This window comes from Paenibacillus sp. FSL M8-0228 (genome assembly GCF_038007385.1).
GTDB lineage: Bacteria > Bacillota > Bacilli > Paenibacillales > Paenibacillaceae > Paenibacillus > Paenibacillus polymyxa_D.
Genome location: NZ_JBBOXA010000001.1, coordinates 2,126,572 through 2,152,474, shown reverse-complemented (window position 1 = coordinate 2,152,474; position 25,903 = coordinate 2,126,572). Strand labels below are relative to the sequence as shown.

Here is a 25,903-nt window from a genome sequence, read left to right as displayed (position 1 = left end):
GCTATGCTGCTTATTAGTTATTCTAGTGGTTAATCCACTGCATATCTTTCGCCGGCCAGAAAATAACGTCAGCCCGACCCACGACTTCTTTCAAATCAATATATCCGATCATCCGACTGTCTGTACTATTGGAACGGTTATCTCCCATTACAAAAATATGCCCAGCCGGAACTTTTCCATCCTTAAACTTCTCATTTGGAAAATTTGTAAACTTGTTGTAAAGCTCGCCATTTTGATGCGCTTCTTCCAAAGGAGCTTTCAGGTAAGATTCCTGAATCGGCTTGCCATTTACTGTAATTGTGTCACCTTCTACCTTGACCGTATCTCCTTCAACGGCAATGACGCGTTTGATAAAGTCTCTTCCTTCCTCCGGCACATGAAACACGATCACTTCGCCTGGTCTAGGGGCACGGAAATCATACAAAATCTCATTCACAATGACGCGTTCTCCGGTATGAAAGTTAGGCTGCATCGACGGGCCATCCACAATAAACGGCTTAAAGAGAAGCCAGCGGATTAAAAAGACAAGCACTAACGCAATAATGATGGCCTTGAGCCACTCAAAAATCTCATTTTTTGGTTTACGCTTGGGCGTACCATCCTGATCAGTTGGCTGCTGTACAGCTCCTTGTCCTACTTCTTGCTCCATAGCTCACTGTCCTCTCTTTACGGTCAATAATCCACAGTTCCCTATGTACGTAGAAAAAACGAAAGGAGCTTGTAACCAAGCCCCTTTCGTTATTCGTTGTATTAACGACGAATTTCTTTAATTCTCGCTGCTTTACCGCGCAGTTCACGAAGATAATAAAGCTTCGCACGACGCACTTTACCACGGCGAGCCACGTCGATTTTATCGATTTTCGGGGAATGAAGCGGGAAAGTTCTTTCCACACCTACACCGTAAGAAATTTTACGAACTGTAAAAGTCTCACTGATTCCACCACCACGGCGTTTAATTACAACACCTTCAAACAACTGGATACGCTCACGAGTTCCCTCAATAACTTTCACGTGCACTTTCAAAGTGTCACCAGGACGAAAGTTAGGCAAATCTTTACGCAGTTGTTCTTCAGTGATCGCTTGGACGATATTCATCTATGACTCCCTCCTTCCGTACAGGTGTTCATGCTTCTTCTGGAAACACAACCGTTTCCTTCATCATCCACAGAGGACCACCGTATTACACACAACAGATGTATTGTATCATGGAGGATACCGCATTGCAACAACAAAAAGGGATTTGACCAAACATTATTTAATTGACTTTATTATAGAACAGGTCACTGCCTGCTTTCAAATCCACTCATGTTTAAAGCGTTTTAATGCTTGTCTTCCAAAAAGTCAGCTTTGCGTTGCTCCTCAATCCACACACGCTCCTTGCCTGTCAGTTCAGCTTGTTCCAATAGATCCGGTCGGCGTTCCATCGTGCGACGTAACGCCTCTTGTCGTCTCCAAGAATCAATATTGACGTGATGCCCTGACAGGAGTACATCGGGTACTTTCCAGCCCCGAAACTCCGCAGGCCGGGTATAATGGGGGTATTCCAGCAGCCCCGTACTAAACGAGTCCGTTACCGCACTCGTTTCGTTCCCCAGAACTCCTGGAAGCAACCGTGTCACACTGTCAATGACGGTCATGGCTGGAAGCTCACCACCAGTCAATACATAATCTCCGATAGAAAGCTCATCCGTCACCAAATGCTCTCGAATACGCTCATCATAACCCTCGTAATGCCCACATATAAAAATAAGATGGTCCTCTTTGGCCAGCTCTTCCGCTTTCTTTTGCGTAAAAGTCTCGCCTTGTGGACACATCAAAATGATACGCGGAGATTTTATGTCTGTGTTACGTTCTACCCCTTCAAGTTGGTTAACTTCAGCGGCAGTCTCTAATGTTGGTTGCTCTGATTTATCCAACAGCGCTTCCACAGCAGCAAAAATAGGGTCAGGCTTCAAAACCATGCCGCCCCCACCGCCATAGGGCGTATCATCCACTTGTCCGTGTTTGTTGCCGGCATACTGACGAAAATTAACCGCTTGCAGTGATACAATTCCCTTATCCCTTGCTTTTCCCAGAATGCTTGCATTAAATACTCCATCAAACATCTCTGGAAACAGGGTCAGCACATCCACCCGCATTACAGCAGACCTTCCATTAACCGTACCGTAACCCGTTTTTCACGCACGTTTACATCCAAAATAACATCCTCTATATACGGCAATAGCAGTTCCTTGCCTTTAGGCATTTTGACTACCCATACGTCATTGGCTCCCGGAGTCAAAATTTCCTTGACCACGCCGAGCTCATTTCCGTCCTCGGTCACCACTTCCATGCCGACTACTTCATGAAAATAGAATTCATTTTCTTCCAATTCGCCTAACCGCTCAGCAGATACCTTCAACAATGTACCTTTATATTTTTCAACTTCATTAATATTGTGATATTCCTTAAATTTAGCGACAACCATATTTTTTTGAAAACGCGCTGTTTCAACAGTTACGGGGATCGGTGCTTTACCTTCAGCCGGAACAATCAAAAGCTCACTGCCTTTTGCAAAGCGATCCTCTGGAAAATCTGTCGTCGTTAATATTTTTAGCTCCCCACGGATTCCATGGGTATTCACAATTTTTCCGACATTAAACAATTGTTGCATCGTGTTCCTCCTGCTTGTAATCGGTCCCGCTCCATATACATCTTCATCATGTACGAAAAAGGGTTAGGACATACATCCTAACCCACTTTCGTATATCTTTAAGATATGATGTCTACGGTAACCCGTTTATCCATCTTAACGGCTGCTGATGCAACCACAGTGCGAAGCGCCTTGGCGATACGACCCTGCTTACCAATGATCTTGCCTACATCCTCAGGATGTACACTAAGCTCATATACAACAAGCCGATCCTTCTCCAAGGTCTTCACGGTTACATCTTCCGGATGATCGACTAAAGCCTTAGCAATGATTATCACTAATTCTTCCATGGTTGACCCTCCGTATCAGCACCTTATTTCTGTAGTTTAGACTCATGAAACTTTTTCATTACGCCCGCTTTGCTAAGCAAGTTACGGACTGTGTCGGATGCTTGTGCACCATCTTGCAACCATTTCAGCGCTTTATCTTCATCAATTTTTACAACCGCTGGTACTGTGATTGGGTTGTAGTAACCGATTTCTTCGATAAAACGACCGTCACGCGGGGAACGAGAATCAGATACCACGACGCGATAGAAAGGAGCTTTATGTGCACCCATACGTTTCAGACGAATACGAACTGCCACGAAAATTCACCTCCTTCAAAAAGTAGACTGTATATTGTTATCCATAATTCCAAGGGCCTATTGGCCTTAGCGGAAAGGAAACTTCATACCTTTACCCATACTCTTTAACTGCTTCATAGCCTTGTTTTTGCCACCCTTAGGTCCCATCATATCTGAGAACTGCTTCATCATGCGACGCATTTCGTCAAATTGCTTTATCAGACGATTTACCTCAGCCAGTGATGTTCCACTGCCTACAGAAATACGTTTGCGACGGCTATGATTAATCATGTCTGGGTTTTGCTTCTCCTGTGTGGTCATAGAATGAACGATAGCCTCAATTCGGCCCATCTGTTTGTCATCCACTTTGATATCTTTCATTTGCTTCATATTGCCCATACCGGGAATCATATCAAGAATCTGGTCGATTGGGCCAAGCTTCTTAACTTGATCCATTTGCTCCAGAAAATCTTCGAAAGTAAACTCGGCATTACGCATTTTCCGTTCCATTTCCTTCGCCTTATCGGCGTCGATATTGGACTGCGCTTTTTCAATCAGGGACAACATGTCACCCATACCTAAAATCCGTGAAGCCATCCGTTCAGGATGAAACGGCTCCATCGCATCCAGCTTTTCACCCAATGTAGCAAACTTGATCGGACATCCCGTTACAGCTTTAACCGATAAAGCTGCGCCACCACGAGTGTCGCCATCCAGCTTCGTCAGTACAACTCCCGTTAACTCTAGGCTAGTATTAAAGTGCTCCGCAACGTTAACCGCGTCCTGCCCCGTCATGCTATCTACAACCAGTAGAACTTCATCCGGGTTGACGTTGGTATGAATCTGGCGCAACTCTTCCATGAGTTCTTCATCAACATGAAGACGACCGGCAGTATCTATAATAACGTAGTCATTTCCATTATCCTTAGCATGCTGCAAACCCTGTTTTGCGATTTCCACTGGGCTTGTCTGATCTCCCAGAGTAAATACAGGAGTATTAATCTGCTCCCCAAGAACCTGAAGCTGCTTGATCGCGGCTGGTCTATAAATATCACCAGCTACAAGCAATGGGCGATGATTTTGCTTTTGCAGCAATTTCGCCAGTTTACCAGATGTCGTCGTTTTACCTGCGCCCTGGAGACCCACCATCATAATGACCGTAGGCGGTTTGTTTGCTTTGGCAAGCTTGGCCTGACTGCCACCCATCAACTCGGTCAGTTCCTTGTTCACGATGTCGATGATGACCATGCCTGGCGTAAAGCTGTCCATCACTTCCTTACCAACGGATTTCTCCTTTACCTTGGCAATAAAGTCCTTTACAACCTTGAAGTTAACGTCCGCCTCAAGCAAAGCTAATCGTACTTCACGCATCGCCTGAGCTACATCATCCTCAGACACTTTTCCTTTACCGCGCAGTTTACTGAATACATTTTGCAAGCGAGTCGATAATCCTTCAAATGCCATACTTTCGCACCTCCTTGTCTACCAGGGTTGTTTGTTCTTAATCTATATGTCCTACAGTTCCTGCAGGCGATTTACAATTTGATGAACGTGTTGCAGAGTGCCTTCATCGGATTCACCGATTTTACCGAATGCCTCATACAACGTCTTATTTAATTCATCGAGATCTTGGATTCTGCGCTCATACTTACTTAGCAAACCAAGCTTTTCCTCGTACATTTCCAATACCTGTTCAGCACGTTTAATATGTTCATATACTGCCTGACGGCTAATTTGAAATTCCGATGCAATTTCTCCTAAAGAAAAATCATCATGGAAGTAATATTTTAAAAACATCTGTTGCTTCTCTGTAAGCAGAGGTTCATAGAAGTCAAACAGTCGGTTAATCCGGTTTGTCTTTTCCAGCCGATTCTCCTGACTCATCTTGTATACCTCCATCGTCAAGGAAAAACACTTTACAGTTCTTTTCAACGTTCCTTATGATACCTAAAAGAAAAGAAGATGTCAAGCGTTATCCCTTGTCATACAAAAAAAAGCCGATCCACTGTCCTTAAACGGAAGTACGGATCGACTTTTTACCCATTGTTACTTAAACCCTTACCGGAGTAAGATACAGCAGAACAGCCAGAAAATGAAGTATGCTGCCTGCCAGAACAAACAGATGCCAGATCGCATGGTGATATGGAAATGCCCGCCATACATAGAAAATCGTGCCCAACGTATACATAAGGCCACCTACGAACAATAACGTCATCCCTCCGGCGGGAACAGTCGCAACCAGAGGATTCCAGGCAATTGTGATGAGCCAGCCCATCACAATGTAAAACACGGTAGACATAAACAGGAAGCGCTTGGTGAAGAACGCCTTGAACAACACACCGAACAGTGCAATCCCCCAAATCACTCCAAATAGTGTCCATCCCAGAGTACCTCGCAGTGCAACGAGCATAAACGGGGTGTAGCTACCTGCAATGAACAGGTAAATGCAAGAATGATCGAATATTTCGAACAAATCCTTCATTTTTCCTTCACGTAGGCTATGAAGCAACGTTGAATTGGTGTACAACAGCAGCATCGTAATCCCGTAAATAGTAAAGCTGACGACATGCCAAGTGGTTCCTTTCATGCTAGCAAAAACAATAAGCAACACAAGCGCTGCCACGCTTAAAACGGCTCCAATTCCATGTGTAATGGCGTTAGCTACTTCTTCCCGTCGGGAGTAGGTATAGGTGTTTGCCATCGGTTTTTCACCCGGCTTCCTGATTTATATTTTACATACAAGATACATTACATATACGGTTCGACAGACCTCTTGCTTTCATTATACATCTGGGCAAACTTGAACAGCAACAGGATGGCTACTTAGTTATCCCAAACGCAGCATGAAAGCCCACTTTAAACGTATCAGTTCTGTTCTTCCTCGCCTGTAGCAGTTGCTTCGGCCGTCTCTTCCTGAATCAACCCCGCGAACAACGCATGAACGAATTGCTCGGAATCAAACGGTTGAAGATCATTCACTTTTTCACCTAAGCCCACCAGCTTAACAGGCAAATTCAGCTCCTGACGGATGGCCACAACAATCCCGCCCTTCGCTGTACCATCCAATTTCGTTAGTACCAGCCCGGTTACACCGCTTTTCTCACCAAACAGCTTGGCTTGGTTAAGTGCATTTTGTCCAGTCGTCGCATCAAGTACCAACAACACTTCATGAGGAGCATCTGGAATTTCGCGTTGAATCACACGGAAAATTTTGTTCAGTTCCTCCATCAGATTGCTTTTATTCTGAAGACGTCCTGCGGTATCACACAACAAAACATCCACTTGTCGCTGCTTGGCAGCCTGTACGGCATCAAACATAACTGCAGCCGGATCGGAACCGGATTGCTGCTTAATAACCTCTACACCTGCCCGCTCGCCCCATACCTCCAACTGTTCGATCGCACCCGCCCGGAACGTATCTCCGGCAGCCAATAATACTTTTTTGCCCTCTTGTTTAAAACGATGAGCTAACTTGCCAATGGTTGTCGTTTTGCCGACGCCATTGACTCCCACGAATAGAATGACTGTAATTCCGTCAGGACTCATTTTGAGCTGACTGTTGTCATTCCCCCGCAGCAACTCGGACAGCTTTTCCGACAATACAGGCTGTAATTCGGATGCATCCTCAATTTTGCGCTTTTTCACTTCTTCTCGCAGGTCTTCAATGAGGTTCATAACCGTGTTGACGCCTACGTCCGCTCCGATCAGAATTTCTTCCAGTTCCTCATAAAATTCCTCATCAATCTTTTTACGGCGAATCATCAAGTCCGTTACTTTTTCAACAAAACCTTTACGTGTTTTTTCCAATCCATCTTTGAACTGTTTTGTGACCGATTCAGTTTTGTTTGCAATGCTTTCCTTCAATTTCCTAAAGAAACTCATGGATTCCCTCCGTTGGTCTGAAAGTATGTTATTTAATGTCAGGCAATCTCAGCTTCATCGTTGTCCAGCTTGACAGATACGAGTTTGGAAACCCCGCCTTCCTCCATCGTAACCCCGTACAGCACATCAGATTCTTCCATTGTGCCCTTGCGGTGTGTGACTACAATGAACTGTGTCTGCTCCGAGAATTCTCGTAAATACTGGGCAAAACGCACCACGTTTGCTTCGTCCAATGCAGCCTCTACTTCATCGAGTACACAGAATGGAACAGGTTTAACGTGTAAAATGGCAAATAGTAACGCCATCGCTGTTAACGCACGCTCACCGCCCGACAGTAGCTGCAAATTTTGCAGTTTTTTGCCCGGTGGCTGAGCTACGATGTCAATTCCCGTCTCCAATAAGCGTTCCGGGTCAAGTAACACGAGATCAGCACGTCCGCCTCCGAACAGCTTGGAGAATACCGTTCCAAATTCGCGCCGAATAGCATCGAACGTAGTCTTAAAGCGTTTGGACATTTCTTCATCCATTTCACGAATAACCTGATAAAGTGTTGTCTTGGCCTCCACCAAATCAGACTTTTGCTCATCAAGAAACGTATAACGCTCATGCACACGCTGGTATTCTTCAATGGCACCCAGATTCACCTCACCCAACGCGGAAATACCCCGTTTGAGCCTCTCTACCTCGCTCTGCGTACCTTCTATATCTTCCGGTATAGGGTAACGCTGCTTGGCTAACTCATAGCTGAGTTCATAATCATCACTTAATTTTTTCAGAACGTTTTCCAGTTCCACATCAAGCCGATTTACTCCAATTTCCGTTTGACGAAGCAACTCCTCCACTGACTTGAGCTGAATTCGCTGTTCTTTCGTGTCGTTCTCAGCCACTTCAAGCTTTTTGGACAAGCTGCTGCGTGCAGCCCGTTTGAATTCCAGTTGCTGTGCGGCTTCTTCCTTTTTCAAACGGTATTGATTGAGATTTTCAATCTGTTTCACGGTCTCCTGCTCATTGGTCAGCAAATCTGCTTCGATGGAAGCAAGCAAGGTTTTGTTTTGTCTCGAATCTTTACCAAGAGTATCATAATCCCCACGCAATCTGCGCAACTGCTCTTCCAAAGAAAAGCGCTCTTGGTCCAGCTTTCCTTCTCTTACCTTGAGATTCGTAAGCTCTCCCTGCAGCTGCTCTTTGGCAGATTCGTTAGCTTTACGGGCAAATTCAGCAGCGTGAATGGCCTGATGCGTTTTCTTTTCTTCTTCTTCCAGCGCAGCCAACTTTACCAACGCTTCTTCACGGGAAGTTTCCAGCTCCTTGATTTCCTGATCAAAGCCCTTTTTCTCCTGACCAGACGCAGCGACCTGCTCCAGAACATGACGAAGTTCATGCTCCAGTTGCTTGAGTTCCATTGCCATCTGCTGCTCTTCACCGCGCTTCACATCGCCGCCCTGGCGCAACTCGTCCAGACGGGTCTGTGTCTCTTCCAACTGGCGTTTGGTATCTATTGCACTCTGGCGCAACCTTGCAATTTGCTGCTCCGTATCTACAATGTCCTGGTCCAACTGATCCAGCTGACGTTTGCGTCCAAGCAGATTAGCATTTTTCTTAAACTGGCTTCCCCCAGTCATGGAACCCCCTGCATTGACAACATCGCCTTCCAAAGTGACCACGCGGTATCTATATTGGCAACGGGCCGCAATACGGTTTGCATCTTCCAACGTACGGGCAATGACCACATTCCCCAAGAGACTGCCTACAATTCCGGCATATCGATCATCATACTGAACAAGATCTGCACCGATTCCGACAAAGCCTTCGGCTCCTTCTGCAATTTGGCGTTCTCCTGCACCGATTTGACGCGGACGGATAACATCCATAGGCAAAAATGTCGCTCTGCCCAGTTGACGCTGCTTTAGAAAACTGATTGCCTGTCTGGATACGGATTCATTTTCCATCACGATATGCTGAACTGATGCACCCAAAGCAGTTTCCATTGCCTGCTCTAAATGCTCAGGCACCCGAATCAGCTCTGCTACCGCTCCATGCACACCGTGCAAGGTTTCTTTTCGTGCAGCCTTCAATACCTCTTTAACTCCAAGCATGAAGCCGTCAAAGTCATCCTGCATTTCCTTCATTGTATCTCGCCGTGAAATTTGAGCCTCACGTTTTTGTTCCCATTTACGAACTGTACCCTGGTTTTCTTCCAAAAGTTTTTGCAGGGCCTGGTACTTTTCACTTCCCTGAATATAGCCACTACGCAAACTACTGATTTCCTGCCCCAGCTTCTGAACCGCAGCTTCCAATCCCTTTTTGCGCTGTTCAAGTTGTACTTTCTGGGCTTCCCATTTGCCGGATTCGTCACTTACACGAGTCACACGCCGTTCCAATGCTTCCTTCTGTTGGTCTGTATAACGGATTTCGTTACGCGCCTGCGCCATCTGATTCATCAGCTCCAGCAGACCACCCTTTAGGCTTTCTTCCTGCTCCTGGCTGATTCCGCCTGTAACTCCAATCAGTTTGGCCTCTTCGTCAGACAGCCGTGCACGCAACTCGTCAAGCTCTACATTCAGTGCAGACAGCTTTTCGTTCAGCTGATCCAGTTCACTCTTGCGCTCGGAATGCCGTGATTCGCTTGTGCTAAGTGATAAGATCAGCTGTTCCCGATTAGCCGCCAGATTGCGTGTGCGCTCTTTGAGCAATTCGCCGTAGCCTTCACTTTTCTCCGTCGCTTCACTGTATTGCAGCAGATCCCTTTGCAACTGTTCTACCTGCTCTTCCAGCTGGCGTAATTCGTTGCGGTCGCTTTCCAGCATCGCATCATGGCGGGAGACCACCGTAGACAACTGAAGTTGCTCCTGCTGCAGCAAAGCTAATTTGGAAGTCGCATCGCTCCACGAAGTATGAATTTGTTCAATTTGATGGACGTACATAGAGATTTCTTTTGATTTCAATTCACCGCGTAGCTCTTTAAAATGAATCGCCTTTTCAGACTGCTCCTTAAGCGGTCCAATCTGATCTTCCAGTTCACTAACTAAATCGTGAATACGCAGCAAATTTTGCTCCGTCTCATCCAGCTTGCGAACCGCATCTTTTTTACGGGATTTATATTTTACGATACCCGAGGCTTCCTCAAAAATACCTCGACGATCCTCAGATCGAGTACTTAGGATTTCTTCAATGCGTCCCTGCCCAATAATGGAATAAGCTTCTTTACCAATCCCTGTATCCATAAACAGCTCTGTAATATCTCGGAGTCTGCATGATTGCCGATTAATGAAATATTCACTATCCCCACTTCGATGTACACGTCGCGTTACCGTGACTTCACCAAAATCCAGAGGCAACGCCTGATCTTCATTATCCAACGTAAGCGATACTTCACCGTAATTAACAGCCTTACGAGCATCACTACCTGCAAAAATAATGTCCTCCATTTTGCCGCCACGCAGTGATTTGGCACTCTGTTCGCCCAGCACCCAACGAATCCCGTCGGAAATATTACTTTTTCCGCTTCCGTTAGGTCCGACGACTGCCGTAATGCCGCGGACAAATTCCATTTCCGTTTTATCTGCAAACGATTTGAAGCCCGCCAGCTCAATGCGCTTTAAAAACATGCTCAATCTCACCTCTAACATTTCAAATATGCTTGTACAACACCGTTTACCTGATTGATATGAATTATCCCTATTGTAGCATAAACTAGCTTGTTTAAAGCACAGTACCAACACTCACATTACACCAGCAAAGCCACGAAAAAAGAGCAAAACGCAGTCCATTCGCCATTACGGGCCGGGACTCCCCGCGGACTGCCCTTTGCTCTTACTTTGTGCCCCCTGCTTGCGTAACCCGTCCGGGCTGCTCAGGTACCGATTACGATTCTGCCAGCTTCAAACGGTTTAAAGCTACTGCCGCCGCTTGCTGCTCAGCTTCTTTTTTGGAGCGCCCCGTACCTGCCCCTAGCCGTTCGCTGTCCATATATACCTCGGCTACAAACTCGCGCTCATGGGCTGGTCCGCGCTCCTCTACAATCTTGTATTCAAGCATCCCCATGTTATGATGCTGTGTCAGTTCCTGAAGCTCTGTTTTGAAATCACTCATCTGAAGTTTACCATTTAATACAATTTGAGGGAAAATATAATGTTCCAGAAACGAACGGACGGCCTCCAGACCCTGATCCAAATAAAGCGCACCTACGAACGCTTCGAATACATCAGCCAACAGAGCCGGACGAGTACGTCCACCTGTCAACTCTTCACCTTTTCCAAGCAGCACATATTGCCCAAACTCAAGTCCGACAGCAAACTTCACCAGAGAAGGCTCACAGACAATAGCTGCACGCAGCTTGGTGAGTTCGCCTTCGGGTCGGTTAGGGTACTGATTGTACAATTGCTCGGACACCGTCAGTTCCAGAACAGCGTCACCTAAAAATTCAAGACGCTCATTGTCTGCATGCTGACTGAACCGATGTTCGTTTACGTAGGAAGCGTGCGTAAAGGCCTGCTTCAGAAGCTGCCGATTGTTGAATTGAATATGAAGTTTCTGCTGTAATTGCTTCAAGTCTCCACTCAACGAACTGACCCCTTATGCTTCATATTTTTTTAGAATAACCGTAGCATTGTGACCGCCAAAACCAAAGGAATTGGACATAACCACATTCAGTTCCGCTTTTCTCGGCTTATTAGGTACATAATCAAGATCGCATGCCGGGTCTTGATTATCCAAATTAATCGTTGGCGGAATCGTCTGGTGCTGAAGGGCGAGACCACAGATCACGGCTTCAACGCCGCCCGCTGCACCCAATAAATGCCCTGTCATCGACTTAGTTGAGCTGATCGCTACCTTATAGGCATGATCTCCAAGCGTTTTCTTAACTGCTTCCGTTTCGGATTTATCACCGACTGGCGTAGACGTACCATGTGCATTGATATAATCAATCTCCTCAGGATTCAATCCGGCATCACGGATCGCCATTCTAATGCAGCGTGCCGCTCCCTCTGGATCAGGCTCCGTCATATGATGAGCATCGCCAGAAAGACCGTAGCCAATCACTTCACCGTAAATACGCGCACCACGCTTCAAAGCATGATCCAACGATTCCAGAATAAGAACACCAGAGCCTTCGCCCATAACAAACCCGTCTCTTTCGGTATCAAAAGGGCGGCTTGCCTTTTCAGGCTCGTCGTTACGCGTGGACATCGCTCGCATGGAACAAAATCCAGCCATACCAATCGGACGAATAGTCGCCTCAGCTCCTCCGCAAATCATGGCGTCTGCGTCGCCGCGCTGAATCATGCGGAAGGAATCGCCAATAGCATGACTGCCCGTGGCACAAGCCGTAACTGGTGATGTATTGGGGCCTTTAGCACCGAGCGAAATCGACACTTGACCGGAACCCATATTAGCAATCATCATCGGGATGAAGAAAGGGCTTACGCGTTTAGGTCCTTTTTCAATCAGTGCGTTGTGCTGATCTTCCCAAGTTCCCAATCCGCCAATACCGGAACCGACAGATACACCAACACGCTCAGCTTCCGCATTTTCTCCGATTACAAGTCCGCTGTCCTCAAGCGCCAATTTACTAGCAGCAACCGCAAACTGCACAAAGCGGTCCATTTTACGCGCATCCTTACGTTCAATATAATCCTCTGGATTAAAATCTTTAATGGAAGCGGCTATTTTCGTAGTGTACTCACTTGTATCGAAAGCTTCGATTTCACTGACGCCGGATTTTCCGGCCATCAGATTATCCCATAGTGTGTTCAAATCCTGTCCCAGCGAAGTGATTACACCCATTCCTGTTATGACAACACGTTGTTTCAAAGATAATCACCTCTATGTCTACTGCATATTGTATTTTAAGACCGCACACTCTTGTGCGTTAAAATAATATAGAATCAACTAAAGTTAGTAATGCGGCATACTTCTCAGCCTTTGACTAAGTTAAGCTGAACCAAACTCAAAAACACGCGGCAATTCCGCCTTTAGTTCAATCTGTATAATTAGGAGAAAGTCCCGCCTGTAACAGAACGGGACTTTTGATGACATGAATTAGGTATGAGATTGTATGTACTTCACAACTTCACCTACAGTTGTAATTTTCTCTGCATCTTCATCAGAGATTTCCATATCAAACTCATCTTCCAATTCCATTACCAATTCAACTACATCGAGAGAATCAGCGCCTAAATCATCTTTAAAAGATGCTTCAAGTGTAACTTCGGCTTCGTCGGCTCCCAAACGGTCAACGACAATGCGTTTTACGCGCTCCAATACATCGGACATCCGGCTCACCTCCTCTTAGGTATTATACGAAAATTACAATTAAAATGCCATAGAAGAGAGTTTTCTTTGACAACTCTTCATCGGGGCATGCAGATTGGCAACATGCTACTACATATACATGCCGCCATCCACATGCAAAGTCTGGCCCGTCATATATGAGGAAGCATCCGAGGCCAAGAACAGCACCACGTCAGCAATTTCCTCAGGCCGTCCAAGACGGGCCAGCGGAATACCGCTAAGCATATTGTCACGCAAATCATCAGCCAGTACCTGCGTCATCTCAGTATCGATGAATCCAGGAGCCACGCAGTTCACTGTAATACCTCTCGAAGCAAGCTCTCGAGCAGAGGATTTGGTAAGACCAATCACCCCTGCTTTAGCAGCAACGTAGTTGGCTTGTCCTGCATTGCCAAGAACACCAACCACGGAGGAGATATTGATAATTCGGCCAGAACGCTGTTTCATCATTGGACGTGTTGCCGCCTTAAGACAATTAAACACACCCTTCAGATTCGTTTCGATCACCTGATCGAATTCCTCTTCCTTCATGCGCATGATTAAATTATCTCTTGTTATGCCGGCATTATTCACCAGGATGTCAATCTTGCCCCAAGCGCCAATCACATCCTTGATCAACTGATCTGCTTCGTCAGCGCGACCGACATTAGCCTGAACTGTAATAGCCTCCACACCTTTGGCACGAATCTGCTCAGCTACCTCAGTCGCAGCCGCTTCACTACCAGCATAGTTTACCGCCACATTAGCGCCTGCATCAGCCAGCGCCAGCGCGATACTACGGCCAATTCCGCGCGACGCTCCCGTAACGAGCGCCGTTTTTCCACTTAATGGCTTAGACATCATAGTCCTCCCTTGCAAGTATATAACCCGTTAAGGCAATAATTATACTTTTAACGGGCCTCCAAGGCTTCCGTTACAGAAGCAATCGACTCCAGGCTACTTATATTATACAGCTTAACCGTTTTGTCGATTTTTTTAACCAGTCCAGTCAAAACACTTCCCGGTCCAAACTCAACAAAAGTGTCAACACCTTGTTCCAGTAGCCATGCTACACTGTCTTCCCACAGTACCGGAGAATAGACCTGATCCACCAACAGTTGGCGGATTTCATTCCCCTCACGTACAGGTTTAGCTGTTACATTAGCCACCACCGGAATCTGAGCTTCAGAGAAAGTTACAGTCCCCAACTTGTCTGAGAGCTTGGTCGCTGCTTCCTTCATCAATGACGAGTGGAAAGGACCGCTAACCTCCAGAGTAATAGCACGCTTGCCGCCTGCTTCCTTCACACGTTCAGCGACAGCAGCTACGCCTTCCTTCGTACCAGATACGACAATCTGTCCGGGACAATTGATGTTGGCTAGTTCGACCAGTTGACCAGACTCCGTAATATCACGGCACAATGCTGCCAATGCTTCACGATCAGCTCCCAACACAGCAGCCATACCGCCTTGTCCAGCAGGAATAGCCTGTTCCATAAACTGACCACGTGCACGAACAGTCTCAACCGCATCCGCAAATGCAAGGACACCTGAAGCAACTAGCGCGCTGTACTCTCCTAGACTGTGCCCAGCTACATAATCGGGATGAATGTCCATTTTTTCCTTGAACGCTTCATACAGTGCAATGCTCGCCGTTAACAGTGCAGGCTGCGTATTGGATGTTTGCTTCAAAGCTGTGTCTGGCCCTTCAAAAACCAGTGTGCTTAGTGCGAACCCTAACCGTTCGTCCGCTTGGCGAAATACTTCTGTTGCAGCTGGAACTGCTTCATAAGCATCTTTAGCCATACCTACAGCTTGTGAACCCTGACCGGGGAATATAAATGCCGTTTTGCCCATCGTGTATGCACCTCTCTATATCCAATGCTTGTCCTGTAAAACACTACACAAATTCAATATTATATCAAAAATTCCATCTTATTACCAGACAAGAACCGACGCTCCCCAGGTCAAGCCACCGCCAAAGCCCACCATTAATACACGGTCGCCTTCCTTCATGCGGCCTTCCTCAGCTGCTTCTACTAGGGCGAGAGGGATTGATGCTGCGGATGTATTCGCATATTTATGAACATTAACAACTACCTTTTCCTCTGGCAAATCCAGACGTTGCATCGCCGATTGGATGATGCGAACATTGGCTTGATGTGGAACGAACAGATCAATATCATCTTTGGACAGCCCTGCTTTTTCCAACACATCAACCGTTGCCGTTCCCATAACACGAACCGCGAACTTGAACACTTCGCGTCCGTTCATGTAAATATAGTGCTGTTTATTCTCCAGTGTGTCTGCACTCGCAGGCAAACGCGAGCCACCAGCTTCCAGCTTAAGCAAGGTTCCACCTGCGCCTTCAGCCCCGAGATCAAAGGATTGGAATCCTCTGCCTTCAGGCACTTCGCCAATCACTACAGCTCCTGCACCATCTCCGAATAGGACACAGGTATTGCGGTCGGTATAATCTGTAATCCGAGAAAGACAGTCTGCCCCAATGATTAACGCATTATTATAAATACCTGTCTTAATGAAGCTCGTTGCCGTAGCCAGTCCGTATACAAAACCCGAGCATGCCGCAGACAAATCGAAAGCCGCTGCGCCTTTGGCTCCCAGTTTGTCCTGAAGAATGCAGGCAGTTGACGGAAACGCCATATCCGGTGTAACCGTAGCTACAATAATTAAATCCAGATCCTGTGCCGTCATACCCGCGGACTCCAACGCCTTAATTGCTGCTTCATAAGCTAAATCAGATGTAGCCTGCTCTGGAGCTGCAATATGGCGCTCCTGAATCCCTGTACGGCTGACAATCCATTCATCACTTGTTTCTACGATTGCTTCCAAATCTTTATTGGTCAGAATTTTCTCAGGTACGTATTTCCCTGTTCCGATAACACCAACCGGCCGTAATTTATTCATATCGTCACTCACTTCCTGCTGATTTCCTTGGATATACTTTCCACCAACCGGTTTTGCAAGGCCGTACGAGCCTGCCTTACCGCATTTTTGACGGCAACGCCGTCAGACGAACCGTGACTTTTCAGGACGAGTCCACTCAAACCCAGCAAAGGAGCCCCGCCATGCTCTTTATAATCCAATTTACCTTTCAGACTGCGGAGCTCAGGCATAATCAAGGCTGCCGCAAGCTTGGTCTTCAAGGATTTGGTGAATTGCTCTTTTAAGAGAGAAAATATGGCCCCCGCTGTACCCTCTAGTGATTTTAGCATGATATTTCCAGCAAATCCATCGCACACCAGTACATCGCAATTCCCAGTTAACACATCTCTCGATTCAACATTACCCACAAAATGGACAGGTAACTGCTCAATAAGTGGAAATGCCAACTTCGTCAGTTCATTGCCCTTCCCAGCTTCAGTCCCCACATTCAGCAGACCCACCCTTGGAGAAGTCACACCGTGAACTTTCTGACGATACAAGCTCCCCATCAGTGCATACTGGGCAAGATGCTCAGGCTTGGCATCCATATTGGCTCCCAAGTCAAGCGCCAGAATACCCTGATCGTCAATCGTCGGTATCATCGGTGCGAGAGCCGGACGTTCAATGCCCTCCATTCTTCCAACCACCAGCAACCCCGTGGTCATTAGCGCGCCTGTATTACCTGCAGATATCATGGCATCCGCTTCGCCTTCTCTGACCATTCGACCAGCTACGACCATTGAAGCATCCTTTTTGCGGCGCACCGCCTTTACAGGCTCGTCCTGCGCATCTATCGTTTCGGATGCATGGCGAATGCTGAGGTTCGTCGGCAACGCTCTACCGTTCAGAACCGATTCAATTCGTTCCCGGTCACCAACCAGCGTAATGTCCGTATCCTTCCATTCCGCCGCCGCAGATAGCGCGCCCTCTACTGTCGCCTCAGGAGCATTATCTCCCCCCATGGCATCAATGGCGATCCGCATGCTGACTTCCTCCTTCGCTATACTCTTCCTCCGTGGAGCGATAAATGATAAAGTTGCCTTGGAACACCATTTCTTCTCCTACGTAGGCGAAAACTTCCACTTTAGCCTTCCCTTTTTGTTCTGGATTTGAACGTACATATGCCTTGGCAATGCACTTCTCACCTAAATGAACCGGGCGGACAAAGCGTATATCCGCTGATGCAGTCAATGCTATCTCATCATTAATCACAGCAACGGCCAATGAATTGGCCTGAGCAAATACATAATGCCCCCGCGCAATGCCAGTACGCGAAAAAACATGTTCCTCTTTAATCTCAAAAATCGAAATACCGCTTCGATCCAACTGCAGATCAACGATATCCCCGATCACTTCATGCAAAGGCAAGGAACGAACCTGGTCGTAGGAGCGCTCAGCCATCAGCTTTAGCCGTTCCCGCAATTCGGGGATTCCCAGCTCCATCCGGTCCAGCCGAATAGTCTGAATACTCACCTTCAGCTGTCTTGTCAATTCCTGATCCGTTACGAATGGATTATCATCAATTAATTGAGTCAGCCGCTGCTGTCTCTGTCTCTTCGGCAAACGTTCGATGTCAGTGACGCCTCCTTTCCCTACAATAAACCATCGTTCAGACGACAGTTCGGGTTACTTTACTTCACTTTCTAACGGCGAAACTTCAAGCCGATTTGTCTTCTTGTATGTATAAAGGAACCCCTTCGGCCCTTCTTTCTTAGAACCTGGTACTAAAACAGTATATAGCATGCTGACGTAAAAAGGAAGCATGCAGACAAAAAAAGTAGCGCCTCACTGAAGTGAAGCGCTACTTTTTCTGCGAAGATTCCAAAGAATCCGCTTATCGGACATTATTGAGAGATGATCTCTCTAGCTTTGTACGTTCCGCAAACTTTGCACACATGGTGAGCAAGTTTCAATTCGCCGCATTCGGAGCATTTCACCATACCTGGTACTGCCAGTTTAAAGTGAGTACGACGTTTGTCGCGACGAGTTTTGGATGTTCTCCGTTGAGGTACTGCCATTATTCCCACCTCCTTAACCAGATCAACCCCGCATAACGGGTATGACTTCTTATCTCATTCAAGACTGAAGAAAATGCCAGAAGCAATTATCTTACAGCCGGTGAATCAAGCCTGCAACATCCACGCATCGGTTCTGTAACTTTCCGGCACAAGCGGATGATGATTTTTCAGAATTGAACTCAATTCTCATTTAAAAAAATCCTTAAGCCCTGCCAGACGCGGATCAATCTTTTCCGTATCGCCATCGCTACTGTCATCGGAGCCAATACTCCAGTTTTGTCCGGTCTTTGGTGCGATTCCCTGACAATCCTCACTGCACAAAGGCGCAAACGGCACATGCAGTACAAACAGTTCTTCACAATACGGTGCAATGTCGAAGGAGTCCTCCGTCACTGCGATAAAATCGCCATCTTCATCCTCCTCTTCAACACTCGAAGAGGTTTGCTTGAACCGTTCACGGAATTCAATCTTTAAATCCTCGTGCATCGGGCTTAAACAGCGTGAGCAGAGCATGTCCAGACCTGCGGTCAACGTGCCTTCCACGCTCATCAACCCTTGACCCAGACTAACGGCGACCAAGTCGGTCTCCAGCGGGGAAACGGCCGTAACATCAGCACGATCATCCACCAATTCACTCACATTAAGAGATTCACGGATAGGAAAAGGACCGTCACTTGTTGCTACTTTGCGAAAAAATAGTTGCATCACTATCACTCCAAACAAACAAAAATTATTATACCGACTGATCGAGTCGTTTGTCAACACCTTTCACTTTACACCACTCACAAATCCACCGGTTTTCCAATGGTTCGACAAGTTTTATGCAGAAGCAAAAATGCATTGTGCTAAACATGTACTGATGAGTATTCGTACCCCCGCCACTCTTCGTGTACAATAATGCGAGTATAAAGCTTTTTCGTCCAGGTCTCAATGGTCTTGTTCATGCCGATGCTGAAAAATCAGTATAGCTGCCCTGAAAACAATCATTCACGGGTACTTAACCATTATTGTCAAAATAGTTATCCAATAAGCTACTATAAGAAAGGAGCCGACATACGGTCTTGAAAACACTCGGTATGATTGTAGAGTACAATCCCCTGCATAACGGACATGTCCATCACTGGGAGGAATCTCTTCGCATCACTGGTGCACAGCGCACAGTGGCTGTGATGAGTGGTCCTTTCCTTCAGCGAGGTGAACCCGCGATTACAGACAAATGGTCCCGCACCGAAATGGCACTCGCCATGGGTGTGGACCTCGTTCTGGAGCTGCCTGTGGCCTATGCCGTCCAGCCTGCAGAATGGTTTGCCCGCGGAGCAATCGCCCTGCTCCATGCGACAGGCATCGTAGACGCGCTCTGCTTCGGCAGCGAGAGCGGAGACATCGCCCCGCTGCGCGCGCTGGTCCGCGTGCTGGCGGCAGAGCCGGCCGAGCTCAAGGCCGGCATCGCGCAGCGCCTGAGTAGCGGCGCGAGCTATCCCGCTGCCTACGCGGGAGCCGCAGCCGCGCTCGCGGCCGAAGGAGCGGACGGCGCTGCGCTCGCCGCCCTCATGCAGCAGCCCAACAATACGTTGGGGCTGCATTACTTGATTGCGCTGGAACGGCTGGGCAGCACAATCAAGCCCTTCACGGTAGCCCGCACGGGATCGGGCTACCATGAAGCCGTGGCCCCTGCGGACGGAGTCATCGCCAGTGCCACGGCCATTCGCCGTCTGCTGCTGGACGGCGGGCCGGAGGCCGCGTCGCCATACATACCTGCGGCGACACTGGGGATTTTGCGGCGCGAGTGGCAAGCCGGACGCGCACCGCTGCATTGGGAAGCGTTCAGCCAGCCGCTGCTGAACGCCCTGATCACACGTAGCTCGCAGCAGCTGGCGGAGCTGCACGAGGTCACCGAAGGGCTGGAGCATCGTCTGCGACAATCGCTGTACACGCTGCCCCAGCCCTCTGTGGAGGCCCTGCTCGCCGCGATCAAGACAAGGCGCTATACTCGTACGAAGCTTCAGCGGATGTGTGCACATATTTTGCTGAATCATGCCAAAGCCGATATGACTCCGGCTGAGCTGGCGAAAGGTCCGGGCTATATCCGCGTGCTTGGCTTTAACAGGGCTGGACGCGAACTGCTTGCACGTATGAAGCAGACAGCTACCCTTCCGGTATGGGTCAAGCTGTCTACCGGATCACATCCTCATCTGGACTGGGATACCGCCGCAGCCGCCATACATGCAGCCGGGATGCCACGCCCCGCCATCCGCGACATGTATGCTGATTACTTGCGACCGCCCATTATGGTTTGATGGGCAGCTTTTCCATATAATTCAGCGCATCGCCAAGTTTGCGAACCGGAACAAGCTTCATCCGGGTTCCAATTTGCTCAGCTTTGGTCTTGGCCTCTTTATAATTATCCGCAGGGACGAAAAACAAATCCGCACCCTGACGGTCAGCAGCAACTATTTTATACTTTGCACCACCAATCGCTCCAACCTGACCGTCCTTATCAATGGTACCCGTACCGGCTACACGATATCCCTTACTCAAATCACCTGGTGTCAGTTGGTTATAGATTTCCATGGTAAACATCAAACCTGCCGAAGGACCGCCAACATCCGTAGATGTAAAATGAATCGTTTTACGTCCATCCTTCGGCTCTACCTTCTGTACCGTGGCAATACTGACGCCAAATCCGGAACGTTGCTTGCCCGTCTCACTGTCCGTAATGGTCGTTAAAGGAGCTTGCACGGACAGCAACTTTCCATCGCGCTTTAGCTTCACTTTAGCCATTATTCCCGGTTTTTCGTCCTCCAAAGCCTTCCGAATGGAACGATTATCGGTCACCCTCACGCCGTTCAGCTCCAATATTTCATCCCCGGGGTCAAACACGCTGCTCGATCCCGGGACCTTAAATACATACACGTAATCCGGCACAATGCGATAGGGGACATGGGCACGGGTGTAGGCAGCCTCCATCGCGGAAGATTGGGAATCCCCCATATACCATAACTGTTCTGCCGCATACTCGTCTTCACTTTTTCCATGCAGACGATCCTCTTTGCGCTGAATCTCCGAATTGCGGTCCAACTTGGACAGACCCAACATGATAACATTGGCATAACGCGCCGATACCGTCGTCATCATAAAGGCCCCCCGTTCGATGCTGTCACCCTCCCGGACTCTAACCATCGGTTTGATCTCATTTGCCCCACCTGGTCCGTAGATCAGATAAGGGGTTGGCATATAGACCAGCACATAGACCATTGCAGCCAGCATTAAGACATAACCGGTTGTAAAAAAAGCTCTTTTCCGGTTTATTCGTTTCATTGCTTCTCCCCCCTTCCAGCCTAACTTCTCCCATCTTATCCAAGTGCCTCTGTGCACCTGTTCTCAAGCCTTTCAAAAAAGCATACATTATTTACGACAACGTATACGAACAACCTATCCCAAGACAACGAACGTGAATAAACGCTGGAGATAGCATCCGACTCTCCTTAGCATATTTATGAGAGGTGAATTTTTTGATGCAAAAGGAAGCCCATTCCGCTCCTTATTGGACAACCGTACTGCTTGGCCTCGGAGCCATTTTGCTTGTACTGGCTGTTGTCGCCTCACCAGAAAAAGTATTTCAAGCCTCTACTCAAGGCCTTAAGCTATGGTGGAGTATTATTTTCCCAGCTATGCTACCTTTTTTGATGCTGTCCGAAATGCTCATCGCCTTTGGTCTAGTACATGGACTAGGTGTCCTGCTGGAGCCGTTTATGCGATTCTGGTTCCGTCTACCCGGACGAAGTGGCTGGGTGTTGGCCCTCGGCCTGACCGCGGGATTCCCGGCTGCTGCGGAAGCAGTACGCCAATGGTCACAACAGGAAGATATGACCGCGCTTCAGCTTCGACGTCTAACCGCCATCGCTCATTTCTGCAATCCGATTACCATCCTGCTCGTCATCGGGACAGGGCTACTGCACAATGCTGCCGTAGGCGTGATGTTACTTGCCGTTCACTGGATTTCCGGGCTGCTGGCAGGCTGGATCACCGCCAGACTACCTGTATCGTCCAAAGAATTGCAAAAACGGGAAACGCCAGCTGCCCTTCGGCGCACCTCAGTTTCCCGTACTTCTCCCTCCCTGATCCGATCCGCATGGGAAGCTACCCGTTCTGCCAGAGAACGGGACGGCCGCAGCTTCGGAAAACTGTTGGGCGAAACCGTATCCCATGCTGTACAGACGCTGATGGTGACAGGTGGATTCATTATTTTCTTTTCCGTACTGATTCGACTGCTGTCCATATACACAGGCCAAGGATCGCTTTCTTTCATATGGCCTGCTTGGATGGAAATCCATCTGGGTTCCTATGAAACCAGCCGTCTGCCCTACGATCTCCGTACACAAGCAGCGCTGATCAGTGCTGTGTTGGGCTGGGGCGGCCTGTGCGGCTGGCTTCAAATTACCGCCGTCACCAGACCTTCCGACAAGGGTATCACCTTCACCTTGTCACGAGTGCTCCATGGGATCATTGCTTTTGGACTTACCTTGGCGACATGGGTCCCGCTTAACCGCATCGTCAGCAATACAATTCCCGCTTACGTCAGTCGGAGTTCTGTGTCTTCTTTTGCGGAAAGCGTAAATGAATCCGGCACGCATCCTGTCATGGCCGAAGCCAGCAGCTTACTAACACAAATAGAAGGAACATCTATGTACCCCTGGCAACTAACCGTACTGTCCATTGCGCTGCTGGGTACAATTATAGTTACCCTGCTGGCCTTTTCCTTTATGACTTCATGGTGGAGCCGCCGCGATTTGCGTTGACCTTTGCACGCAGCGCGTCTTCCACCTCCGGTGCCACCAGATCTACAACCTTGCCATCAAAATGCGCAATTTCCTTCACCATACTGGAACTCAGATATGAATAAGCCGGATTGGTCATCATAAAGATCGTTTCCGCATCCGGGTTCAGCTTATGATTTGTAGAGGCTAATTGCAGCTCATATTCAAAATCAGTCACCGACCGGATTCCTCTGACAATAACTTGGGCCCCTTTTTGACGTACATAATTAGCTGTCAAATCACGGAAGCTGTCCACCTCAACGTTCGGGATATTGCGAGTTACCGTTCGCAGCAGCTCCATTCGTTCCTCAAGTGAAAACAGCGGATTTTTACTAATATTGTTAAGAACCGCGACAATCAATAGATCAAACTGTCTGGCTGCTCTTTGAATAATATCCTGGTGCCCCATTGTCACAGGATCAAAGGTTCCCGGATATACGGCAATACGTGGTTTGTGCTCAATCATGATGGTCCTCCCCGTCTGATTCGATGATGCCGAACTTGACCACTCCGGCTTCTGTATGTTCTTCGACATCCGATAAAGCATCGGCTGCAAAATGATAAATGGATAACGCCGTTTCCCCATAGACTGCTTTTCTAACCTGTTCGAACGGCCCGAAGCTTTCCGGATATTCATGTCCCGATTCATACTCCAGCACGATGATTGCATCTGAACGAAGCAAGTTCAATTCAACCATACGGCTCATCAATTCATCTCCGTGTTTGAGACGATAGGGCGGATCCAGAAAAACAGCATCAAAAAGAGCTCCACGTTTTGCCAGCGCCTTGAGCGCTCGTCCGGCATCATTGCGGAACACTTCAGCCTGTCCTTCCAATCCAGTTTTTCGCAAATTTTCTTTAATGACATCAATGCTTTTGGATTCCATATCAATAAAAACAGCCTTGTCCATCCCCCGGCTAAGCGCCTCTATACCTAGGCCGCCACTGCCAGCAAACAGATCAAGTGCGACTCCCCCATCAAAATAAGGACCTATCATGCTAAATAGCGCTTCCTTGACCTTATCCGTGGTTGGCCGCGTCCCTGTGCCGGGAACTGCCTTTAACGGCCTTCCTTTGGCACTACCTGATACCACTCTCACGCTGAAACTCACCTATTTTCTATATGTGTTCATAACCATAGATTATGACGCTATCGTACCACATGCACCGCCGTTTGAAAAACTTAGGATGAGGCAGGTATAAAAAACCATTCCCTGGGCATCCTTAGGATATCGGCATTCAACCAATGTCGTAGACAACCGCGGAGAAGACTTACGTTTCCCCATAAGCTCTTCGTCCGGTTTCTCCTCTCCCATTCGGGCGCTCTTTAAATGGAGCGCCTGATTTTTTTTGCATAAAAAGAAGCTGCTTAATAGCAGCTCTATGTATCATTTTTCTATCTCGGCATTTTGTTTATTTCAGTAGTTCCTCGGGTGTATCCCCTTGATAAACATACACGTAACTCGCCACTGATACAGCAAATGTAGCAAACATAGACAACGATGTGGCTAACCCATATACCATTTTTCTCATCATTCCACTCACCTCCTTCCCCGGATCAATGTTAGGCTTTGGACCAAAAAAGCAACAGCCACTACAGAGGAACCGATTACAAAATTAGTACATACAAGCAAGGAGGATAACAGCCGCAAGAAGGGATAAAACCGTACTGGAATGCGCGACTGCTTTTCAATTCTGGACGGGGCAAAACATAAAACGAAAATGAGAGCTATTCCGGTAAACAGGTTTGTCCACCCACTATTTAAGGCAATGCAGGATATGTAAGTAAAAGCTGCTGAGGTCACCAACACACATGTCATGCCCGTTTTCAAATGAATGCCTCCTGACATTTGGCGCAGTAGGGCGAAAGCGACGAGAATCGTAACAGCCTCTACCATACGCCCCGTGAAGAATGAGGCGAATAGTGTCAACACAATGATCAGGGACGCATTCAGAATGAGAGCAAGTGCGTATTTAAGTACCGCGACAGAGGCCGGATGATCAGGCACAGTACGTTTGATCTGGTTAGCAAGTTTGAAAGCCATCGCTTCAATCATCCCGGTATTCCTTTCCGATTGCATAATAGATGAAAAATCCCGAAACCAGTGCAAAAAATATCATACTTAACCATACCTCGTTATAGTAGAGCACAATAGAAGTTGAAATGAGAGACAGGATAATCAGCGTGATGACAATGCCATATTCCTCTTTGAACTTAAGCTTCTTGAAATTAGGGGAAAAGCCGATCCCTTTTCGAGACAACATCAATGAAATAAGCAGTCCTACTGCTGCGCTTACCACTTGTAGCAGATAGCCCTTCAAGGACCCATCCTGCAGCTCAGAAACCGGAAGATTGCCGAACATGACTTTTAAGAGTACCGACTGAACAACGGCATATGCAAAATAACCTGTAACCGTCATAATACCGGACCACACAATCGGAATCTTCACGACCGTAGCGAGTAAAAAAATAAAAAGCAGCATATTTACGACAGGCACCAAATACGAAAGGGAAAACTCTTCTCTAAGCATATAACTTTGCATATTCATAATCAGGTTAACAAAAATGGCCTGCCATAGATAAGGGGTCATTTTAACTTTAAAAATACTCAAAATAAGCGCAAAAACAGCGACTCCCTCAAGTGTGGAGAAAAGCAAAAAGCCGATTGGCTTCAAAAGCATGCGTGCATCTCCTTTACAATTCCAACAAA

General features: G+C 47.6%; 29 protein-coding genes. 2 read left to right on the top strand and 27 right to left on the bottom strand.

Going from position 1 to position 25,903, the window contains the following annotated elements; genetic code table 11:
- Window positions 1-22: 22 nt before the first annotated feature.
- The 21 genes from lepB to MKY98_RS10005 form a co-directional block, all read right to left on the bottom strand.
- Window positions 23-649, bottom strand: a complete 627-nt coding sequence (gene lepB / locus MKY98_RS10105; protein ID WP_029514995.1) for a signal peptidase I — start codon at window positions 647-649, stop codon at window positions 23-25.
- A gap of 101 nt (window positions 650-750) precedes the next feature.
- A complete protein-coding gene (gene rplS, locus MKY98_RS10100) occupies window positions 751-1,095 on the bottom strand; it encodes a 50S ribosomal protein L19 (RefSeq protein WP_010346403.1) in 345 nt (114 codons plus the stop codon).
- Window positions 1,096-1,319: 224 nt separating this feature from the next.
- On the bottom strand, window positions 1,320-2,138 hold the full coding sequence (gene trmD, locus MKY98_RS10095; protein WP_069011394.1) for a tRNA (guanosine(37)-N1)-methyltransferase TrmD: 819 nt from the start codon (window positions 2,136-2,138) through the stop codon (window positions 1,320-1,322).
- Window positions 2,138-2,653 (bottom strand): ribosome maturation factor RimM, encoded by a 516-nt coding sequence (gene rimM / locus MKY98_RS10090; RefSeq protein ID WP_013309864.1) that lies wholly within the window; start codon window positions 2,651-2,653, stop codon window positions 2,138-2,140. The genes trmD and rimM overlap by 1 nt, the downstream gene beginning before the upstream one ends.
- A gap of 98 nt (window positions 2,654-2,751) precedes the next feature.
- Window positions 2,752-2,982, bottom strand: a complete 231-nt coding sequence (locus tag MKY98_RS10085; RefSeq protein WP_013309863.1) for a KH domain-containing protein — start codon at window positions 2,980-2,982, stop codon at window positions 2,752-2,754.
- A gap of 23 nt (window positions 2,983-3,005) precedes the next feature.
- Window positions 3,006-3,278, bottom strand: coding sequence for a 30S ribosomal protein S16 (gene rpsP / locus MKY98_RS10080; RefSeq protein WP_013309862.1), 273 nt, complete (start codon window positions 3,276-3,278; stop codon window positions 3,006-3,008).
- A gap of 66 nt (window positions 3,279-3,344) precedes the next feature.
- Window positions 3,345-4,721: a signal recognition particle protein gene (ffh, locus tag MKY98_RS10075; protein ID WP_069011393.1), complete on the bottom strand. Its 1,377-nt coding sequence runs from the start codon at window positions 4,719-4,721 to the stop codon at window positions 3,345-3,347.
- Between the two features lie 51 nt (window positions 4,722-4,772).
- Window positions 4,773-5,141, bottom strand: coding sequence for a putative DNA-binding protein (locus MKY98_RS10070; protein WP_039274748.1), 369 nt, complete (start codon window positions 5,139-5,141; stop codon window positions 4,773-4,775).
- Between the two features lie 166 nt (window positions 5,142-5,307).
- Entirely contained in the window at window positions 5,308-5,958 is a 651-nt protein-coding gene (gene trhA, locus MKY98_RS10065; protein ID WP_025721713.1) for a PAQR family membrane homeostasis protein TrhA, read from the bottom strand.
- Window positions 5,959-6,122: 164 nt separating this feature from the next.
- On the bottom strand, window positions 6,123-7,139 hold the full coding sequence (gene ftsY / locus MKY98_RS10060) for a signal recognition particle-docking protein FtsY (protein WP_069011392.1): 1,017 nt from the start codon (window positions 7,137-7,139) through the stop codon (window positions 6,123-6,125).
- 38 nt (window positions 7,140-7,177) lie between these two features.
- Window positions 7,178-10,747: a chromosome segregation protein SMC gene (smc, locus tag MKY98_RS10055; RefSeq protein ID WP_069011391.1), complete on the bottom strand. Its 3,570-nt coding sequence runs from the start codon at window positions 10,745-10,747 to the stop codon at window positions 7,178-7,180.
- A 256-nt stretch (window positions 10,748-11,003) separates the two neighbouring features.
- Complete coding sequence (rnc, locus tag MKY98_RS10050; protein WP_029515003.1) at window positions 11,004-11,702, bottom strand: ribonuclease III; 699 nt, start codon at window positions 11,700-11,702, stop codon at window positions 11,004-11,006.
- A gap of 12 nt (window positions 11,703-11,714) precedes the next feature.
- Complete coding sequence (gene fabF, locus MKY98_RS10045) at window positions 11,715-12,953, bottom strand: beta-ketoacyl-ACP synthase II (RefSeq protein WP_029515005.1); 1,239 nt, start codon at window positions 12,951-12,953, stop codon at window positions 11,715-11,717.
- Between the two features lie 228 nt (window positions 12,954-13,181).
- Window positions 13,182-13,415 (bottom strand): acyl carrier protein, encoded by a 234-nt coding sequence (locus MKY98_RS10040; RefSeq protein WP_007429985.1) that lies wholly within the window; start codon window positions 13,413-13,415, stop codon window positions 13,182-13,184.
- 108 nt (window positions 13,416-13,523) lie between these two features.
- Window positions 13,524-14,273, bottom strand: coding sequence for a 3-oxoacyl-[acyl-carrier-protein] reductase (gene fabG, locus MKY98_RS10035; RefSeq protein ID WP_039274753.1), 750 nt, complete (start codon window positions 14,271-14,273; stop codon window positions 13,524-13,526).
- A 50-nt stretch (window positions 14,274-14,323) separates the two neighbouring features.
- Window positions 14,324-15,268, bottom strand: coding sequence for an ACP S-malonyltransferase (gene fabD / locus MKY98_RS10030; protein WP_069011390.1), 945 nt, complete (start codon window positions 15,266-15,268; stop codon window positions 14,324-14,326).
- Between the two features lie 81 nt (window positions 15,269-15,349).
- Window positions 15,350-16,339, bottom strand: coding sequence for a beta-ketoacyl-ACP synthase III (locus MKY98_RS10025; RefSeq protein ID WP_029515009.1), 990 nt, complete (start codon window positions 16,337-16,339; stop codon window positions 15,350-15,352).
- Window positions 16,340-16,347: 8 nt separating this feature from the next.
- Entirely contained in the window at window positions 16,348-17,340 is a 993-nt protein-coding gene (gene plsX, locus MKY98_RS10020) for a phosphate acyltransferase PlsX (protein WP_039274759.1), read from the bottom strand.
- Window positions 17,324-17,920, bottom strand: a complete 597-nt coding sequence (gene fapR / locus MKY98_RS10015) for a transcription factor FapR (RefSeq protein WP_069011389.1) — start codon at window positions 17,918-17,920, stop codon at window positions 17,324-17,326. Before fapR ends, plsX begins: the two co-directional genes overlap by 17 nt.
- A 281-nt stretch (window positions 17,921-18,201) precedes the next feature.
- Window positions 18,202-18,375, bottom strand: coding sequence for a 50S ribosomal protein L32 (gene rpmF / locus MKY98_RS10010; protein ID WP_007429979.1), 174 nt, complete (start codon window positions 18,373-18,375; stop codon window positions 18,202-18,204).
- A 186-nt stretch (window positions 18,376-18,561) separates the two neighbouring features.
- Window positions 18,562-19,080 carry a YceD family protein gene (locus tag MKY98_RS10005; protein WP_029515015.1) on the bottom strand — a complete coding sequence of 173 codons (519 nt, stop codon included), beginning with the start codon at window positions 19,078-19,080 and terminating at the stop codon, window positions 18,562-18,564.
- Between the two features lie 356 nt (window positions 19,081-19,436).
- Between MKY98_RS10005 and MKY98_RS10000 the strand changes: the two genes are divergently transcribed.
- The gene (locus tag MKY98_RS10000) at window positions 19,437-20,672 is read left to right on the top strand and encodes a nucleotidyltransferase (protein ID WP_069011388.1); all 1,236 of its coding nucleotides are present in this window, start codon (window positions 19,437-19,439) and stop codon (window positions 20,670-20,672) included.
- On the opposite strand, the gene MKY98_RS09995 is transcribed toward MKY98_RS10000, so the two are convergent.
- A complete protein-coding gene (locus tag MKY98_RS09995) occupies window positions 20,662-21,693 on the bottom strand; it encodes a YlbL family protein (RefSeq protein ID WP_029514737.1) in 1,032 nt (343 codons plus the stop codon). The genes MKY98_RS10000 and MKY98_RS09995 overlap by 11 nt on opposite strands.
- 197 nt (window positions 21,694-21,890) lie before the next feature.
- On the opposite strand from MKY98_RS09995, the gene MKY98_RS09990 reads away from it, so the two are divergent.
- The gene (locus MKY98_RS09990; RefSeq protein WP_069011387.1) at window positions 21,891-23,174 is read left to right on the top strand and encodes a nucleoside recognition domain-containing protein; all 1,284 of its coding nucleotides are present in this window, start codon (window positions 21,891-21,893) and stop codon (window positions 23,172-23,174) included.
- Here the strand turns inward: MKY98_RS09990 and coaD are convergent.
- The 5 genes from coaD to MKY98_RS09965 all read right to left on the bottom strand — a co-directional run bounded on the left by coaD (window position 23,137) and on the right by MKY98_RS09965 (window position 25,874).
- Window positions 23,137-23,658, bottom strand: a complete 522-nt coding sequence (gene coaD, locus MKY98_RS09985; RefSeq protein WP_029514739.1) for a pantetheine-phosphate adenylyltransferase — start codon at window positions 23,656-23,658, stop codon at window positions 23,137-23,139. The two genes, MKY98_RS09990 and coaD, sit on opposite strands and share 38 nt — an antisense overlap.
- The gene (rsmD, locus tag MKY98_RS09980) at window positions 23,651-24,292 is read right to left on the bottom strand and encodes a 16S rRNA (guanine(966)-N(2))-methyltransferase RsmD (RefSeq protein ID WP_029514740.1); all 642 of its coding nucleotides are present in this window, start codon (window positions 24,290-24,292) and stop codon (window positions 23,651-23,653) included. Before rsmD ends, coaD begins: the two co-directional genes overlap by 8 nt.
- Window positions 24,293-24,605: 313 nt before the next feature.
- On the bottom strand, window positions 24,606-24,728 hold the full coding sequence (locus MKY98_RS09975; RefSeq protein WP_023988155.1) for a cyclic lactone autoinducer peptide: 123 nt from the start codon (window positions 24,726-24,728) through the stop codon (window positions 24,606-24,608).
- Between the two features lie 5 nt (window positions 24,729-24,733).
- Window positions 24,734-25,249, bottom strand: coding sequence for an accessory gene regulator ArgB-like protein (locus MKY98_RS09970; protein WP_029514741.1), 516 nt, complete (start codon window positions 25,247-25,249; stop codon window positions 24,734-24,736).
- A complete protein-coding gene (locus MKY98_RS09965) occupies window positions 25,242-25,874 on the bottom strand; it encodes a hypothetical protein (RefSeq protein ID WP_069011386.1) in 633 nt (210 codons plus the stop codon). Before MKY98_RS09965 ends, MKY98_RS09970 begins: the two co-directional genes overlap by 8 nt.
- Window positions 25,875-25,903 lie beyond the last annotated feature (29 nt).